Origin of the sequence: Flavobacterium sp. UBA4197 (genome assembly GCF_002379575.1) — a bacterium.
GTDB classification, from domain to species: domain Bacteria; phylum Bacteroidota; class Bacteroidia; order Flavobacteriales; family Flavobacteriaceae; genus Flavobacterium; species Flavobacterium inviolabile.
The window spans coordinates 150,651-165,564 of sequence record NZ_DFUB01000018.1; the positions used below are offsets into that span (position 1 = coordinate 150,651).

At 35.1% G+C, this 14,914-nt stretch carries 13 protein-coding genes; 6 read left to right on the forward strand and 7 right to left on the reverse strand.

Features of this window, described 5'->3' with window-relative positions:
• Positions 1-174 precede the first annotated feature (174 nt).
• The 3 genes from B3394_RS10720 to B3394_RS10730 are packed head-to-tail and all read left to right on the forward strand — an operon-like array spanning position 175 to position 2,481.
• Positions 175-1,560 carry a hypothetical protein gene (locus B3394_RS10720; protein WP_286920342.1) on the forward strand — a complete coding sequence of 462 codons (1,386 nt, stop codon included), beginning with the start codon at positions 175-177 and terminating at the stop codon, positions 1,558-1,560.
• A complete protein-coding gene (locus B3394_RS10725) occupies positions 1,541-1,876 on the forward strand; it encodes an STAS-like domain-containing protein (RefSeq protein ID WP_286920380.1) in 336 nt (111 codons plus the stop codon). Before B3394_RS10720 ends, B3394_RS10725 begins: the two co-directional genes overlap by 20 nt.
• Positions 1,877-1,878: 2 nt before the next feature.
• Complete coding sequence (locus B3394_RS10730) at positions 1,879-2,481, forward strand: hypothetical protein (RefSeq protein WP_286920389.1); 603 nt, start codon at positions 1,879-1,881, stop codon at positions 2,479-2,481.
• 271 nt (positions 2,482-2,752) lie between these two features.
• Here the strand turns inward: B3394_RS10730 and B3394_RS10735 are convergent, their stop codons facing one another.
• The 3 genes from B3394_RS10735 to B3394_RS10745 form a co-directional block, all read right to left on the reverse strand.
• Positions 2,753-3,070, reverse strand: coding sequence for a DUF6922 domain-containing protein (locus tag B3394_RS10735; protein WP_286920390.1), 318 nt, complete (start codon positions 3,068-3,070; stop codon positions 2,753-2,755).
• A 237-nt stretch (positions 3,071-3,307) separates the two neighbouring features.
• Positions 3,308-3,691, reverse strand: coding sequence for a hypothetical protein (locus tag B3394_RS10740; protein ID WP_286920391.1), 384 nt, complete (start codon positions 3,689-3,691; stop codon positions 3,308-3,310).
• A 43-nt stretch (positions 3,692-3,734) separates the two neighbouring features.
• Positions 3,735-4,115 carry a hypothetical protein gene (locus B3394_RS10745; protein WP_286920392.1) on the reverse strand — a complete coding sequence of 127 codons (381 nt, stop codon included), beginning with the start codon at positions 4,113-4,115 and terminating at the stop codon, positions 3,735-3,737.
• Between the two features lie 230 nt (positions 4,116-4,345).
• Here B3394_RS10745 and B3394_RS10750 point away from each other — a divergent pair, with 230 nt between their 5' ends.
• Positions 4,346-5,011 carry a LytTR family DNA-binding domain-containing protein gene (locus tag B3394_RS10750; protein ID WP_286920393.1) on the forward strand — a complete coding sequence of 222 codons (666 nt, stop codon included), beginning with the start codon at positions 4,346-4,348 and terminating at the stop codon, positions 5,009-5,011.
• 985 nt (positions 5,012-5,996) lie between these two features.
• Positions 5,997-6,305, forward strand: coding sequence for a hypothetical protein (locus B3394_RS10755; protein ID WP_286920394.1), 309 nt, complete (start codon positions 5,997-5,999; stop codon positions 6,303-6,305).
• A 45-nt stretch (positions 6,306-6,350) separates the two neighbouring features.
• On the opposite strand, the gene B3394_RS10760 is transcribed toward B3394_RS10755, so the two are convergent.
• The 4 genes from B3394_RS10760 to B3394_RS10775 form a co-directional block, all read right to left on the reverse strand.
• A complete protein-coding gene (locus tag B3394_RS10760) occupies positions 6,351-7,871 on the reverse strand; it encodes a TlpA family protein disulfide reductase (protein WP_286920395.1) in 1,521 nt (506 codons plus the stop codon).
• Between the two features lie 4 nt (positions 7,872-7,875).
• Positions 7,876-9,252, reverse strand: coding sequence for a RagB/SusD family nutrient uptake outer membrane protein (locus B3394_RS10765; RefSeq protein ID WP_286920396.1), 1,377 nt, complete (start codon positions 9,250-9,252; stop codon positions 7,876-7,878).
• A 5-nt stretch (positions 9,253-9,257) separates the two neighbouring features.
• Entirely contained in the window at positions 9,258-12,812 is a 3,555-nt protein-coding gene (locus B3394_RS10770) for a SusC/RagA family TonB-linked outer membrane protein (RefSeq protein ID WP_286920397.1), read from the reverse strand.
• Positions 12,813-12,997: 185 nt separating this feature from the next.
• Positions 12,998-14,188, reverse strand: a complete 1,191-nt coding sequence (locus tag B3394_RS10775) for a FecR family protein (RefSeq protein ID WP_286920398.1) — start codon at positions 14,186-14,188, stop codon at positions 12,998-13,000.
• A 263-nt stretch (positions 14,189-14,451) separates the two neighbouring features.
• Between B3394_RS10775 and B3394_RS10780 the strand changes: the two genes are divergently transcribed.
• Positions 14,452-14,913 (forward strand): hypothetical protein, encoded by a 462-nt coding sequence (locus B3394_RS10780; RefSeq protein ID WP_286920399.1) that lies wholly within the window; start codon positions 14,452-14,454, stop codon positions 14,911-14,913.
• Position 14,914 lies beyond the last annotated feature (1 nt).

Consider the following 14,914-nt stretch of genomic DNA (forward strand, 5'->3'; position numbering starts at 1 on the left):
AAGGTTTGCCTAGTCTGTTTAGTTAGGGCTTAGTATTTTCTATTGTTTCAATAAATTAAGTTTTATTTAATTACTGTTAAATTAAATTTCAATAAATTTACACCTTTAAATATTAGCTCAGCTACTTTGTGTACGCCAAAAAATTAGTATTAATGCCAGTTAATATATGCGGTATTGAATTTCAGAAGAAATAGTAAACTCCATCGATTAAAGTTAGGATTCTTAAAGTATAAAGCTGATGTGCGCTTAAAAAACCCTGATGCATTATTTAAGAATTATCCTTTGCATGAATTTTTGGAGAAAAGACGTCGTTATAGATTCATTCCAAATTATTCGGACAATATAGAATACTTTAAAACGCTAGAAGAACATGATTTCTGTAATCGTTTATACTGTTTTGATACTAATGATATTGAAGTGCCGGAGCATTTTTCTTTAGTTGATAACTATGATGATAGTCTAGATTTTTTGAAGCGTCTGTTTAACTTATTGTATTTTGAGACAGTTGATGAAGTGGTTATTAATTATGGAAAATGTAATGAAATTGATGTAAGTGCTTCTCTTGTGATGGATATTATTTTAGCTGATTTTATCAATTATTTTAATGCTTGTGAGCAAGCTCGAAAACCAGCGAAAATTGAAGCTATTAGAACAAGCAATAATGATAAATACGAAATCAAAAAAATCTTGTATTCTGTAGGAGCATATAAAAATCTTCGAAATGAATCTCAAGTATTTAGAGGTGCAATTCCCTTTGCTATCCGAATTGGAGATAGAAACAAAAGTGATTACCAAGTAAGAAGAGATCTTCATACTACTGAAACGGTTGATTATATTAAGGAATGTTTGGGGAAAGTAAATCGTACGCTTACTGATCAAGCTGAGACAAAGTTTTACAAGGTGATAGGTGAAATGCTTTTAAATTCTGAAGATCATTCGGGTAGGCAAATGCGTTATTTAATTGGACATTTTGAAGATAATGGAGATGAGCAAAATGAGGCAGGATATGGAGTATTTAATTTATCCATTCTAAATTTTGGGAACACTATATATGAAACTTTTAAAAGTCCAAATGCTCCCAAACGGATAGTTAGGCAAATGGAGAAACTAAGTGGTACTTTTTCATTTAAAAATTTCTTTAAAAAGAGAAAGTTTGAAGAAGAAACACTTTGGACTTTGTATGCTTTACAGGAGGGGGTTACAAGTGTAAATCACAGAGAACGCGGAAATGGAGCAATACAATTTATTGAGAACTTTTTTGGTTTGAAAGGAAATAGTGAACGCGATGAGGTTTCAAAAATGGTGATAATATCTGGGCATACCAGAATTATTTTCGATGGAGGTTATCAGATAACGAAAGGGATTAGGGGGAAGCATGGGAACGAATTTAAAATGATGACATTCAACGAATCAGGAAGTATAGAGGATTTACCAGACGAGAAGTACGTGATGTATGAAGAAAATTATTTTCCAGGAACTATGATTTCCGTGAGATTGAAACTTGATTATGAAAACACAACAGATTTAACATTAAAGGGTGATGATGAAAGCAACGATTAATTTAGAACAGTATAGAACTGCTGGCTCAAAAGTGTTTATCGGTAGAGATAGAGGTAGAGACATCAGAATAAAGTCAAAACTCGATGAATTGATAGACAATGAAGGTACTATTGAAATAATAGTACCTGAAGAGGTAATGTCTGTTAATCCCTCTTTTTTGGAAGAATTTTTATTTAATGCGGTTAAAAAATTAGGAAAAGAAAGATTTAATGAAAAGGTTATTTTCAAAAATGGAAGTACTAGATATGACGTTAAATCTGATGTTGATGAGGCGATTGATAGGATATTAAGAAGTAATAATGCTTTAGCAAAATAAACTTGAGCTCTATTTTTTCTTTAAATATTTATTTTGTTCTAGAAAAAGTGATTGAGTTCCTAAAAGTTTGTCGTGGCTTTACTGAATTTAATAGCTTTTTAGACCCCTTTGAAAAAATAGCGAATATATTTGTGGGGTTTTTTACATTAGGCATGGGGTATTATGTCCTCATATATCAGAAACAAAAGGATGCTAAGGATATTGATACTTTATGGTTTAAGGATTTGGTAATTGAACCTAATTTGGATAAGATCAATGACTTTTATTCTGAAATTACGAATGCTTGTATTTCCAGCGGTGTAAATCAAAGAGCTTTATCCCAAGTGGAAACTATTGACTTGATTAACGAGTTTAAAGCATCTGCTGCAGATTATAGAGTTAAATTTTTAGTGCTTCTTCAAAAGCTTATTCCGACTGTTCACGATGAAATGTTAAGAAATGCTGATAATTTAATTGATGATTTGAGCGTAGCTTTAACTAGTAGTACAATTGATTTTACAGAGACAGATCAGTATCGAAAAGAAATAACCGCTAGAATTACAAATTCCTATGGAGCCGCTTTAAAATTAATTGTACAGCATACAAAAAGGGGGCCTATTTTTTAAAGTTCATCTTTTTTAAATAACTCGAATGAAGGGGGGATCAGCAACACTCTTAACGTTAAGGCTGTAGATATATCTTATAGAAGCACGATACATTTACCATCAAAGACAATTTTGGGAATATCAAAAAATAGAAGGTCAAATTCATGCCTGAAAATGAAGTAGCTCAGGGTAAATAGCAAAGCTGCGTTACAGCCAAAAAAAGAAGCCCGTATCATTTTCATTAATGGTACGGGCTATTTATTTTATGTCTCCTAAATTGGTATTTCATAGATTAAAGCCAATCATAAGGTTTGCCTAGCCTGTTCAGGTAGCAGTACATTTCCTCTTTTTTTAATTCCGGAAAAAATTTTATAGCGCTATCAATTCCATAATTCGGCAAAAAATAGATTTCATCACGTAATGCTTTTATTACCTTTTCATAGCCGTAAAAACGAACCAGTTCATCAGCTTCCTGCTGTGAGCCACGTTCTATGATTCGACCAATTACCATCTTGTAAGCTTCATCCCAATCCATTTCGTCAAAATCATATTCCCAAAAGAATTTCGGATGAAGGTTAGGTACCTCTTTATCTGTTTTCTGAGTTTTCATATCATAAAATTTTTGTCATATTGATTCCAATAACTGAACACGTCTTAGATGTTCCATCTATCGAAATCAGTTACTCAATTAATATTAAGAATCCTTTTTTGTAAGGTAAATATTGAGTATTTCTACGCTAAAACGATAGCTGAATAATCATTAATTTTAATAAAATCATTAGTGACTTTCCTCCCAATAAGCAAAAGTCCCTACAAGTTATTGAAACCTGTAGGGATATTTTTTAAGTTACTTTGCTGTATAGCTAAACTCAAATGTTAGGGTACCTGTTGCTACAGGTTTTGCGCCACCGTCGGACTTAACAGCCAGGTTGTTGGATGAACCTGTCCATTTAGAGTATTCTCCGGTTGGAGGAGCAGGATAGATGAGTTCAATCGGTAATCGGTTTGAAAAACAGATTGATGATTGTGAACCGAAGTAAGTTGAGATTTGGGCATTCAAATCATCTAAGTAATCCTCTTGTTTTGTACTTAGGATAAAGTTAGCTCTTACCCATGCTTTAAAATCTGCTTGAATGGATAACGCTTCAACTTGTAAAGCGGTGTCTGATAATAAATAAAGGGCTTTGATTTTGTCTTCCACACCGGTCGGTGTCATTGGCTCTAATGGCATAAAATTGTTGTTAAATAATAAAAAAATATAGATTTATGAGAGGTTAAACTGTGTAGGTGAACTCGAATGTTAGCGAACCTGTAGCTGTTGGTTTTTCTTTACCATCGGATTTAACAGCCAGATTATTTGATGAGCCAGTCCATTTGGAGTATTCTCCGGATGGTGGAGCAGGGTAAATTAAGTCAATAGGCAATTTGCTGGAGAAGCATAGGGAACATTGAGAACCGAAGTAAGCAGCAATCTGATCATTGAGATTATCCAGGTATTCATCTTGTTTTGTGTTCAAGGTAAAATTTGCTTTTACCCATTCTTTAAAGAAAGATTGGATCGTCAATGCTTCGGTTTGCAAAGCTAGGTCAGCTAATGCATAAAGCTCAGTTAGTTTGTTTTGTACACCTACTGGTGTAAGTGGTTGTTTTGTCATGGAATTTAATTAATATGTAAATAATTGTTGTATTTTAACTCTTTGTTAGATTTTGTGTGAAATATTGAAAATTGTTTATCATGAATGTTGCGCAATACCATAATATCTGGGTACGTATCATAATTTCTTTGTTCAGCTCATTATGCATACTTTTTTATGGCAGACCACTTGATCTTCCTGATGCTTTTGGCAGTGCAGAATTCTACCCTATTTTATTACAGAGTACATTAATGGCATTCGCTATGGTTGAGTTTATCCATTATTGCAGCGTTAAATTGGATAGGAGATTTTCCTGGCGTAGCCAATTCTCTAAAAGAGCTATCAGGCAGATTGGTTTAGGGATTTTGGTTCCCTTAACTATCGATGTGATTGCATATGCAATTCATTTCAATAGCATCGGTCAGGACATCCGTACTAATGGTTTTCTCCGCTTCGATATATACCTGATCACTGCTTTTCTGGTAATTATCAATTTGTATTACCTCGCTTACAATCTTTGGTACTCCAAGCCGGAACAGACCAACTCCGATGAAGAAATTTTCAAAGTGAGTAACAGCGGTATTACTGTTAATCTCGACCTGAGAAAGGATATTATTCTATTTGCTTATATCAACCGACAGTTACGTGTCTATGACCGGGAAGGAAAGATTTATCCTGTAAAAGATAAGCTGGCAAACCTAATTAAGCAACTTGAAGATAAAGGATACTGTCAGATCAACCGCAGTACAATCGTCAACCTTGAAGCGGTAAAAGGATATAAAATAGGAGCAAAAAGAAATACGTTAGAACTGTTTATCGTTACTGATCTCGACGAAATTGACGAAGACAAGCGTCCAAATTTGACCGTAACAGGGGAAAATATCGATGATTTTAAGTCAAAATTTGACATCCGCTAAATTTTTTTTGTCATTTCGATACATAAAAGTGTATGTTTCGATACATAAAAATGTATGTTTCGAACAAAATGCGATTTTTTGAGACTTTTTACGGATTTACCCCTTGCTTTTTATCGCAATTTGATTATATCTTTACAATGCTACAATGATTTGTAAATCAGTCGTTTGTGTTTTTGGTGGCTTTTATGCGATCAAGTATAGAACTAAAACTTTCAGAAATGAGAGTCTGTATCGGGATTACTAACCAAATGGTTAGACTATATCCATAACAATCCCAAATCTTTTTATAAAGTGACCTATAAAATTTAAAACAATTGATTTAATGATGAATTTGGTACTTAACAAGAACCTTATATTGGGTTTAGGGTGGTTAAGGGAAAATAGGGGCATTTTGCTATTTGCCATCTTTGTCTCTTTTATGGTGTTTTCCATCTGTTTCAATCTTATGGCATTGGATATTACTAAAAAAGCCAGTCTGGAAATTTATATAGCCATTAGTACAGTAGTCCTATCTATCGCCTGGTTAACTGCTTATTTTAGATGCAGGTCATTTGACAGTATACAGGACGATATACCAAGTTTGACTTTTTTGATATTTTTATTTGTCTTTACCGCTATGTTTTATTATTATTCTCTTTTGTTTTATCTGATGGAGATAGGAGTAGTTGACCCGCCAAAATATTATTGGCGCGATGAACTTTTTAAGAGTTTTAAAAAGTAGTTTTTCAGCAAAAAAGCTTCTCTAAACAGAGAAAGCGTTTAAATAGTTAACTCTAAGTCAAACCTAAAACTATCTGTATCGCAGATAGCCAACTCCTGAAGCGCTATTTTCTATAGCCTTATACCAGCCAATTTTAATATTTCAAAGTACCATTTTGGTGAGAACATACCATCACCGAACAGCCATACCTATGGCAAAAAAATAATAGGGGAAGCCGAAAACCTTTAACAGAGTAGGCATGACTATCCACAAAATTTTTATATTATGAAAAAAATGACATCATTTGCTTCACTAGCTATCGTGTTGGTAGCAGGAAGCGCATTCGCATTCTTTAACGGTGAAAAAAAAGTTGAAAAACCGGTATTAGCGACACAAGTGTATTATCACGTAGGCAATGATTACATTCCAATGGGAAGTCCACCGTCAGGAAAAACTTGTAAGCCCGATGATTTTTACTGTCGAATAACAATCACCGGAAATAATTTACCAGGTCAATTTTCTGAAGATGACTTGCCGCAATCTAACGGAGATTACACAGTTACATTCCAAGACCCTAACAGTTCTTGGAAGTAACGAGTTTTAATAGGGGGAACTTTTTTAAGTTCCCCTTATATAATTTTAAAGATTATCTATAATTAGTTTACTAAAGGAAATCATATTCTCATTACTTTCATCTGGTCGAGGTGGTGATGCAGTGATTAGCTGTCCTTGCTTACCAATAATAATTTGTTGCGGAAAAGCTTTGAATTTATAATAAGCAATCATGGGGTCATTAAAACCTTTACCATTGGTATTTAAGTTTACCAATCTGTTAGTAGTGTATAAATCGGTTTTAAGACTTGCCAACCATTTATCTTTTAAGTCTGTGCTAACCGTTATAAAAACAACATCTGTATAATTTTTAAACTTTTCATGTATGGGATGCATAGCTTTGGCAAGTATGGCGCAGGCAGCGCAACTGGTAAACCAAAAGTCTATTACAATGAGTTTACCAGAATAGTCTTTCAATTTATGAACTTTTCCAAGAGCATCATAAAAAGTAAAGGGATATGCTTGGCTGGTGTACTTTACCATTAATTGTTTTAGTTGCTGCTGATCTATATCGCTTTTCATTGTATTAATTGCATCCGTATAAAGTTTTTTTGCACTGTCTGTACTTTGAGCAGCAAAATTCTCGTAACAAAGTAATATCAGTTTATCGCGTAAATTGCCTATAAAATTGCTTTTTAAGCTATTATACAGTTTTGTAAAAGTAGAGTCCCAATGATCCTTTAAGCTATTTTCAAATACAATGAGCTTAATAAATTCTCTTTCCAAAAGCATATTCGGATAAAATGCTGATTTTGCTTTAAGTTTATCCTGAATTAAACTCTCCCCATAATCCAAACCAACAAGGGTGTTATAATACTCCTGTGTAATTAAAAGCTCATTTTTAGCGGTATAAATTAGTAGGTAGTTGGGCAATCTGGAATAAGCCTGTAATAGTAAGCCGTTTACTGCATCGAGATATAGTAAATCGTATATATAAGGTTTTAGTACTTCCTTATAACTTTTCAGCAGTATTAATCTTTGTGCTATTTGTGCATTTACGACTTCTGCCTCTAACATAGTTGCTTGTTTTAACTTGCTTTCATTTTTTAGCGCCAATACTCTATCTGCAACTGCTTTTAAGGATAAGGGAATATTATATAGTTGAAATTGGCAATTTAATTTTTCACTCCCTTTACCAGAGAACAACATAGATTTATTACTTTTTAACTGCATCTTTACACTATCGCCACGCTCAAACAGGTAAACTTCGCTTAATGTGGTACTGCGTTCAGGATCCGAAACATTATAATACCTACCAATTGAATTTGAAATTTTATGATCTGCTATCTCAAATGCAAAATAAGCAAGGCTATCTTTTAGGGTAATTTCAGTTTTAAAATTACCGTTTGCAGTGACAGGCACTTTATAGGTAATTCCCTCGTTGTCTTTACTGGCGTTTTCTTTTGCTCTTAATATAAGTTCCTGTGCCTTATATTTATTCATAATTACAGTATCAATATGTCCTGTTAATTTTACAGTATTTTGTGCTGCAATTTTAAGTGTTAAACACAGTAATATAGCCAGGTTAAAAATTATTCGCTTTTTCATTTGTTTATCTAATGTTTTGAGGTATGCCACTTAACCCGATTTCATCATCAGGTATTGGTAGTACGTAACGCGGACTGTTGGGTTCTAGCGTATAGATAGTACCTTCTAGGTTACGGGTTAGGGTAATATTTCTGCCTTCCAGATTCAGCCGTTTCAGGTCTGTCCATCTTACACTTCGCCATAGCAACGATTTTCTACGTTCCAAAAGCACTTTATCAAGGGCATCGGAAGAGCTAGATGCTGTAACATTTTGATAAGGTTTAGCAGGTATACTTGCGTTAGCATCCCAGCGTGTAATAAGCAAACGATTAACCTGATCCATTGCATCCTGACTTTGGTTTCGTCGAGCCAAACATTCTGCCTTAATTAAAAGTAGTTCATCTGTTGCTAAACCCGTAAAAGGATAGCCATAACCATTATTTATCCCCTTTATGTACCAATTGCTGTTGTCATTTTGTGCAAACCAAATTGTTCGCCTTAAATCGTTAGTGTCAAAAAGGTTAACAATAGAAGGTAAGATAGTATATAGTTCTCCGTATGGTAGTGTTGTATCACCGTAATCGGTGGTGTTTGAAAAGTAGATGATTTCAGAAGTATTAAAGTCAAAAGAAGTGTATTCTCTTATTGGCAAAGTCTTATAATCAGTGAGCGTAGAAAATAATGACAGAGCTTTATCAGCATTTGTTTCAGCTTCAGTATATTTACGCATACTTAAATATACTCGGGCTAATAGTGTGTATGCGGAAACTTTGGATGGTCGATTACGCTTGTTTAGAATAACATTTGTTTGCAATAAGTTACTTGCTTGGGTTACATCTTCAATAATCTGATCATAAGTTTGCTTTACGGTACTTCGCGGTACAATTTGGGTAATTGCTGGATTCAGTTTTAAAGGTATACCAAGATCTGTTGCGGCTGTATTTTCATTGTAAGCCTTTGAAAATATACTTACCAGTTCATAAAAGCTGTAAGCCCTAACAAATAAAGCCCAACCTTTAATTCGCTTTAGTTCGGCATTATTGCTAATATCTTGTTTTGCTACTTCCCCCAAAACGCTATTTGCATAAAATATTTTTGCGTAAGGTCTTACCCAATCTGCAACTTGCGTTTTTCCTTCATAAATATCCTTTTGCCATATGTAGGCGCTACGATTAATAGGGTCATACAATGAATTATAATCGAGAATAGTGGGGATAATATATTCATCTGCCGATATTTGGGCCAAAGCTGGTGATCGGTTCATTATATCACTATTATCCAATATTTTTTCAAAATCCTCAATGGAGGTAGGAATAACAATCGCACTATCGGGTTTTAGATCAAGTTTTTGGCCACAACCTAAAACAATACCTAGTACCAATATCAAAAAAAACTTTTTCATAATTTTTATAGGTTAAGGTTAACACCAAATGAAAGACTTAAAGGTTCAGGAATGGATCTTGTTCCATAATCGGGATCAATTCCTAATTTGTTTTTCCGCCAAATGATACCAGTATTTTTTAGGTAGGCAAAAGCAGATATAGATTTGAAAGGTAAATCTTTAGATACTAGGCTGGTCAGGTTATAATTTAAACGAATGTCTTGTAAACGAATATGATCGGCTTTTTCAATCAAATCAGAACTATTATTGAAAAATGAGGATATAGCAGATGATGCAGGATAAATTAATGCTGGTATAATGGTATTTTGTTCATCACCTGGTTTTTGCCAGCGTTTGTCATAATCTCCATAAAAAGTCAAATTGGTACTGTATGTGCCATTAAATATTCCTTTTCTTCTGAAGTAGTACCCAAGTTTATAAGCGATATTTATAGATAATTCGATGTTTTTATAACTAAAAGTATTGAGCAGGCTACCAAAGTATTTAGGCGAGGCAGAACCATGATAGATAATTTGGGATGGGTCTGACAGGTTAATGATGTTTGAGTAGCTTTTACTAACCTGGCCATTAAGGTAGCCCTGTGGTGCACCCGTCGCATCTAAGCCCGCTGAAGGGTAACTATATATGGCATAATAGGGATAGCCCTCTAGCGGATTATCATAATTGCGGCTTACAATATTATTATTAGTACCTTGTTTAATTTTGTAACTGGTAACTTTATCTGTATTATAGTTGAAAAGTAAACTACTGTTCCATCCAAATAAACCAGTTAAGTTACGGGAGTTTAAAAGAATATCAACACCTCGTGTACGTAGATTGGCACTGTTGCCCCTAAACTGTGTTACTCCACTCTGCATTGCAATAAGACTATTGCCAATTAAATCAAAAGCGTTCTTTTGATAAACATCAATACTGCCATAAACACGGTTGCCCTTTAAACCAAAATCTATACCTGCATTCCATGTTTTAACCTGCTCCCATCGTAGATCAGGATTAGGCGGGTTAACTATGTCAGTATATAAACTGCCCCACTCATTTGTCACTCCACTTTGCCGAGAGGTTAGTAAACCTGATACAGAACGATCAACATTGCCGCTATAACCAAATGTAGCACGTAATTTTAGTGATGGTAACAAAGTAAGATTGTAAAATTTCTCTTTATTGATTAGCCAGGCGAAACCTGTTGACCAAAGAGGAACACCCTTTTGGTTGGTATTTACCCCAAACAGATTTGATTTATCCTGTCTGGCACTTCCTGATAAAATATAACGTTGTTTATACGAATATGAAGCGTTTGCGTAAAGCGATTGTGATATATCGGTTCTGTTACCTGTTCCAGGTGTTGTATTTATACGGCTACTGCTACCAGGAGCATAAAAATATGGATATAATTTCTGCGGATCAATGATGGAATTCCTGTTTGCCTGTGTATCTTCAACATAGCCATATAGTGTTTGGCTATATAAATTATACCTCAAGTCGCTTGCTTCAAAACCCGCAATGGCGTTTACCTCATGATCGGTAGAAAAGGTTCTATTAAAATTCAGTTGTACCCTGCCAATTTTTGAAATATTTTTTGAATTTGATAGATTAAGAATATCGCCCAGCTCAATTACGCGATTAACTACATTGTTTGTAATGGTAGAATAGGTATTAATAAGGTTGCGGGTGTAAAAGCTGCTTAGTGGGTTGTTACGGTCAATATCCGAAGTTTGTTTAAGATATTGATAACTTCCACTTAGGTTTAATCCCTTAGCAATCTCAAAATTTACAGCAGTATTAATTTTAATCTGACTAAATTGTCTTTGTTGATTAGGTATAAATTCATCTAAAGGGCGAAACTTCCAGTCTAATAAACTGGCGACCGCTGCCGAACTTGTGTAAGCTTCGCTTAAAGTAGATGATGTTACTACAGATAGTGCCTTACCATTTTCATCAGCAAGACGGTCATAAGGAGTGTATGGCTGGTAAGTGTCATACTTGCTAAAAATATTACTGGAATTGTACGTCATATCACCTGAAATTTTCAGGCGTTGGTTTAAAAAAGTGTAGGTGTTGCGGGCTGTTAATGTTAAACGATCATACTTATCGGTAATGGTGTTTTGTAAATTCTTATCGTAACCGGCAGAAAGGTAATACCAATTATTTGTGCTACCCCCGTTTAGGTTTAGTTGGTACTGTTGGTATACTGATGGACGGTAATAATACCTTTCCAGTTCGTCGCGTACATCGTGATTACGTAAGGGGTTTAGCTTTTCATTGAGTTCTGTATCAGTAATCTGATTGTTTCGTCTTTGTTTAAGTAGTTCAACAGCTGGAGAAATAGGAGAGTATTGCCTGTTTATGGCGCTGTTATAGTAACCTTTTGAGAACATAAAGGTTTCGAGGTCGACGTAGTCACTAGGTGAAATCTGCAATAAATAATATTGATCTGGTTTATTACCGATGGTAATTGTTGAGGCTACGTTTATAGCAAGTGGTTGGTTTTGTCTGCCATTTTTTGAGGTTATAACGACTACTCCGTTACCGGCACGTGTACCCCAAATTGAGGCTGCTGCGGCATCTTTCAGTATAGTAATATTTTCAATATCGGCAGGATTGATCTGGTCAAGGTTGCCCTCGTAAGGGAAACCATCTAAAATAATGAGTGGTTCTGGCGATGCAAAAAGCGTGCTACGACCATGTATAGCTATTTTTGAACTGTTTGCACCTTCTCCCGTTGGTAAGTTTCGGTTTAATAACAAACCACTTGTTACACCTTCCAACCGATCCAGAACATTTATACCCACATTACGGTTTAATGTCTTATTATCAACCTGTGTAAAGGCTCCAGTAGCCCGTTCTTTTGGTAAATTCTGATAACCGGTGGAAACCGTTACATCAATTTGGCTTAACTCGCCTACAGCTTCCTGCATTTGAATTGTTCCAAGTTCTTTTCGTGCAGTTAGTTCTTGCATGGCATAACCAATATATATAACCTGTATAATGCTACCTTCAGTTACGGAATTTAAATAGAATTCTCCTTGCTGATTGGTTAGTACCCCATTTGCAGCTCCCTTAACCTTGACTGTAGCACCAATCATAGGTTTTGAGTCCTGATCAACGACCAAGCCACGAACGTCAATATTTGTCTGCTGCGGATTTTTTTCATCGGTGTTCTCTTTTTCTTTGATGACAATTGTTTTTTGGACAATTTCAAAGGTGAACGGCTGGTTTGAAAAAAGTAATTCTAAGGTTTGCTGTAGGGATTTAGCTTTTACTTCAATAGTAACCTTTTTAGCCTTATTCAATGATTTGTAATTGTAAAGGAACTGGTAGCCACTTTGCTTCTTTATAGCATCTATAACATTGATTATAGATTCATTTTTATATTTTAGTGAAATACCTTGTGCGGTGGCATTTTTTGCATAAACATTGATGATACACATCACTACAAAGCATACCGATAAATTGATGCGCATGATGATCATTCTCTTGATTGCAGGGTCAAGTCCCTTTAGCCAGGAAACTGTCTGCATTTTTTGATGCGAACGGAGATTCCCGTATGTGAAAAATTTCATACTTTTGAATAGTTTGGGTTAGTTGATAAACAGTTTACACGGATGATTACAACCCCAGACATTGCCGGCAGCGTTCTGAACAACGCTACCGGCTTTTTTATGCAGGGGCTATTAACTACCTAGATTTTTTTTCTCTTCTACTTCATGATTTGGATTTTGTTAAACATTTAGTCAATTATTATAGGTTAAGGGTTGATCACTATTTTTAAGCTGCCACTGGATGTTGTACTTACAATTTTGTACTTGACATTCACCAGTTCTAACATTCGCAGTACGGCTGATAAGTCTGATTGCCTGGAGATACCACCTCCAATTTTATCATCAGGTATTTTGCCATTGTATTCCACATCAATATTGTACCAGCGGGAAATCTCTTTCATCACATCAGGTACACTTGCTTGCTCAAAAACGAACAATCCATTTTTCCAGCCTAATACAGACTCCATATTTGCCGGTTCTATAGAAAGTGATGTAGCGCTAAGTTGGGATTGCTGGCCGGGTTTTAAAACAACCGGGTTTATTCTTTTATCCAAAGGATTTATCTGTACTGAACCTTCTTCCAAAGTCGTTACAATGCGATTTTTATCTGCATAGCTATTCACGTTGAAATGAGTACCCAATACTTTTACTTCCTGAGCATTTGTCTTTACAATAAAAGGACGGGTTCTATCTTTCGCTACCTCAAAGTAGGCTTCGCCGCTTAACAGAATTCTTCTTTCTTCGCCACGCTCTTTTAACGAAGTGGAATAGGTAATGCTAGAGGCGGCGTTTAGCCATACTTTACTTTTATCAGGTAAAATAACCTGATAGGTTTCCCCACGTGAAGTCGAGAGTGTATTAGTACTATTTGGTTCGGACTGATCACCGGAAATTTCATAGGTTATCAGTCCGTTTTTATCCTTTGTAATCCGTACACCGGATTCTTCGGCAATTTTTCCGTTGATGGCATCAGAAAGGAATATTTTTCTACCATCAGCAAGAGTTAAGGTGGCTGCTTGCTTGCCAGGCTTAACATCTTCAGTTAAGACCTGAGCTTGTTGAACTGTTGTGTTATCGGAGCGTTTTAAAAAGTAAATGATAAATGTGGAAATGATAAACAATGTAGCTGCAATAGTTACAGCATACTTCCATTTATAGGCTTTCGATGTATGAGTTCTTGCCTTTATGTTCTGGTATAGGTAACCTAATTTTTCTGCTCTAGCTACAGTGATTGGCTCATGATCGTCCTCTTCGTCCGGAACCTGACTAATAAGGTTGCGTAAAACTTCCTCATCGGTAGTTCCGAAGTACCGGAACAGTTCCTGTAACTCTTCGGGCGTACACCTGCCGGATAGGAACTGTTTATATAGTTGTGGTATGTTTTGTGATGTTTTCACTCGCCTTTTTCTTCCTTATATGCTTGGGAAAGAAAAACACACTAGTGAAATGTGATAAAAAATGAAAAATATTTTAAAAATGTGATTTTATGGGAATGCGTAATGTTGAGGAGATGGAATTTGTTAAATTGGGTCAACCTAATATAGAAGGTTTTTGTAGCGAATAGGATAATTATTTGATCTGTTAAATCATATTAATTCTGGGATGGATTCGTGCGGGAGTTCGGCGAGTGAAATGGATTGTGAACTAAAACTTGTATAATATGAGAAAAGACCTCAGAAAAGACCTCAGAAAATTGGTGAGAAAAGCAATCAGGGTCAATAGCCGAGATATAGAGAATCTTGATAAAGAAGTATTTTTGAAATGTAAGACAATTGCTAAGCACATTAAACGCAACAAGATTTCTTTAGAAGAAGCTATTAAATTACCAGCGGTGATTATAGGCGGGTTGCTTTGGAACAAAAGAAAAATTGGTATTACTCGGTTTTTAAAACCTCCAATTGCTCCAAAATTAGAAAAAGCATTAAATAAGGTTGGTGTAATTGGAAAGAAAGTTGGTGAAAATACAGTCGGAAAATGCGCGGAAGTAGATTGTGCAAATTATCTTCTATTGAATTGTAGATCTAATTATGAAGTTTCGGATATAAAATTTAGTACTCCTTATAGACCAAGAACTTCAGAAATAATCGAAACCTGTGAAAATTGTAAAAAAACATTTATTTAAT

Coding starts and splice junctions, on each gene's coding strand:
- B3394_RS10725 (WP_286920380.1), top strand. CDS start 1,541: ATGATGAAAGCAACGATTAATTTAGAACAGTATAGAACTGCTGGCTCA.
- B3394_RS10770 (WP_286920397.1), bottom strand. CDS start 12,812: ATGAAATTTTTCACATACGGGAATCTCCGTTCGCATCAAAAAATGCAG.
- B3394_RS10780 (WP_286920399.1), top strand. CDS start 14,452: ATGAGAAAAGACCTCAGAAAAGACCTCAGAAAATTGGTGAGAAAAGCA.
- B3394_RS10740 (WP_286920391.1), bottom strand. CDS start 3,691: ATGCCATTAGAGCCAATGACACCGACCGGTGTGGAAGACAAAATCAAA.
- B3394_RS10765 (WP_286920396.1), bottom strand. CDS start 9,252: ATGAAAAAGTTTTTTTTGATATTGGTACTAGGTATTGTTTTAGGTTGT.
- B3394_RS10760 (WP_286920395.1), bottom strand. CDS start 7,871: ATGAAAAAGCGAATAATTTTTAACCTGGCTATATTACTGTGTTTAACA.
- B3394_RS10735 (WP_286920390.1), bottom strand. CDS start 3,070: ATGAAAACTCAGAAAACAGATAAAGAGGTACCTAACCTTCATCCGAAA.
- B3394_RS10755 (WP_286920394.1), top strand. CDS start 5,997: ATGAAAAAAATGACATCATTTGCTTCACTAGCTATCGTGTTGGTAGCA.
- B3394_RS10750 (WP_286920393.1), top strand. CDS start 4,346: ATGGCATTCGCTATGGTTGAGTTTATCCATTATTGCAGCGTTAAATTG.
- B3394_RS10745 (WP_286920392.1), bottom strand. CDS start 4,115: ATGACAAAACAACCACTTACACCAGTAGGTGTACAAAACAAACTAACT.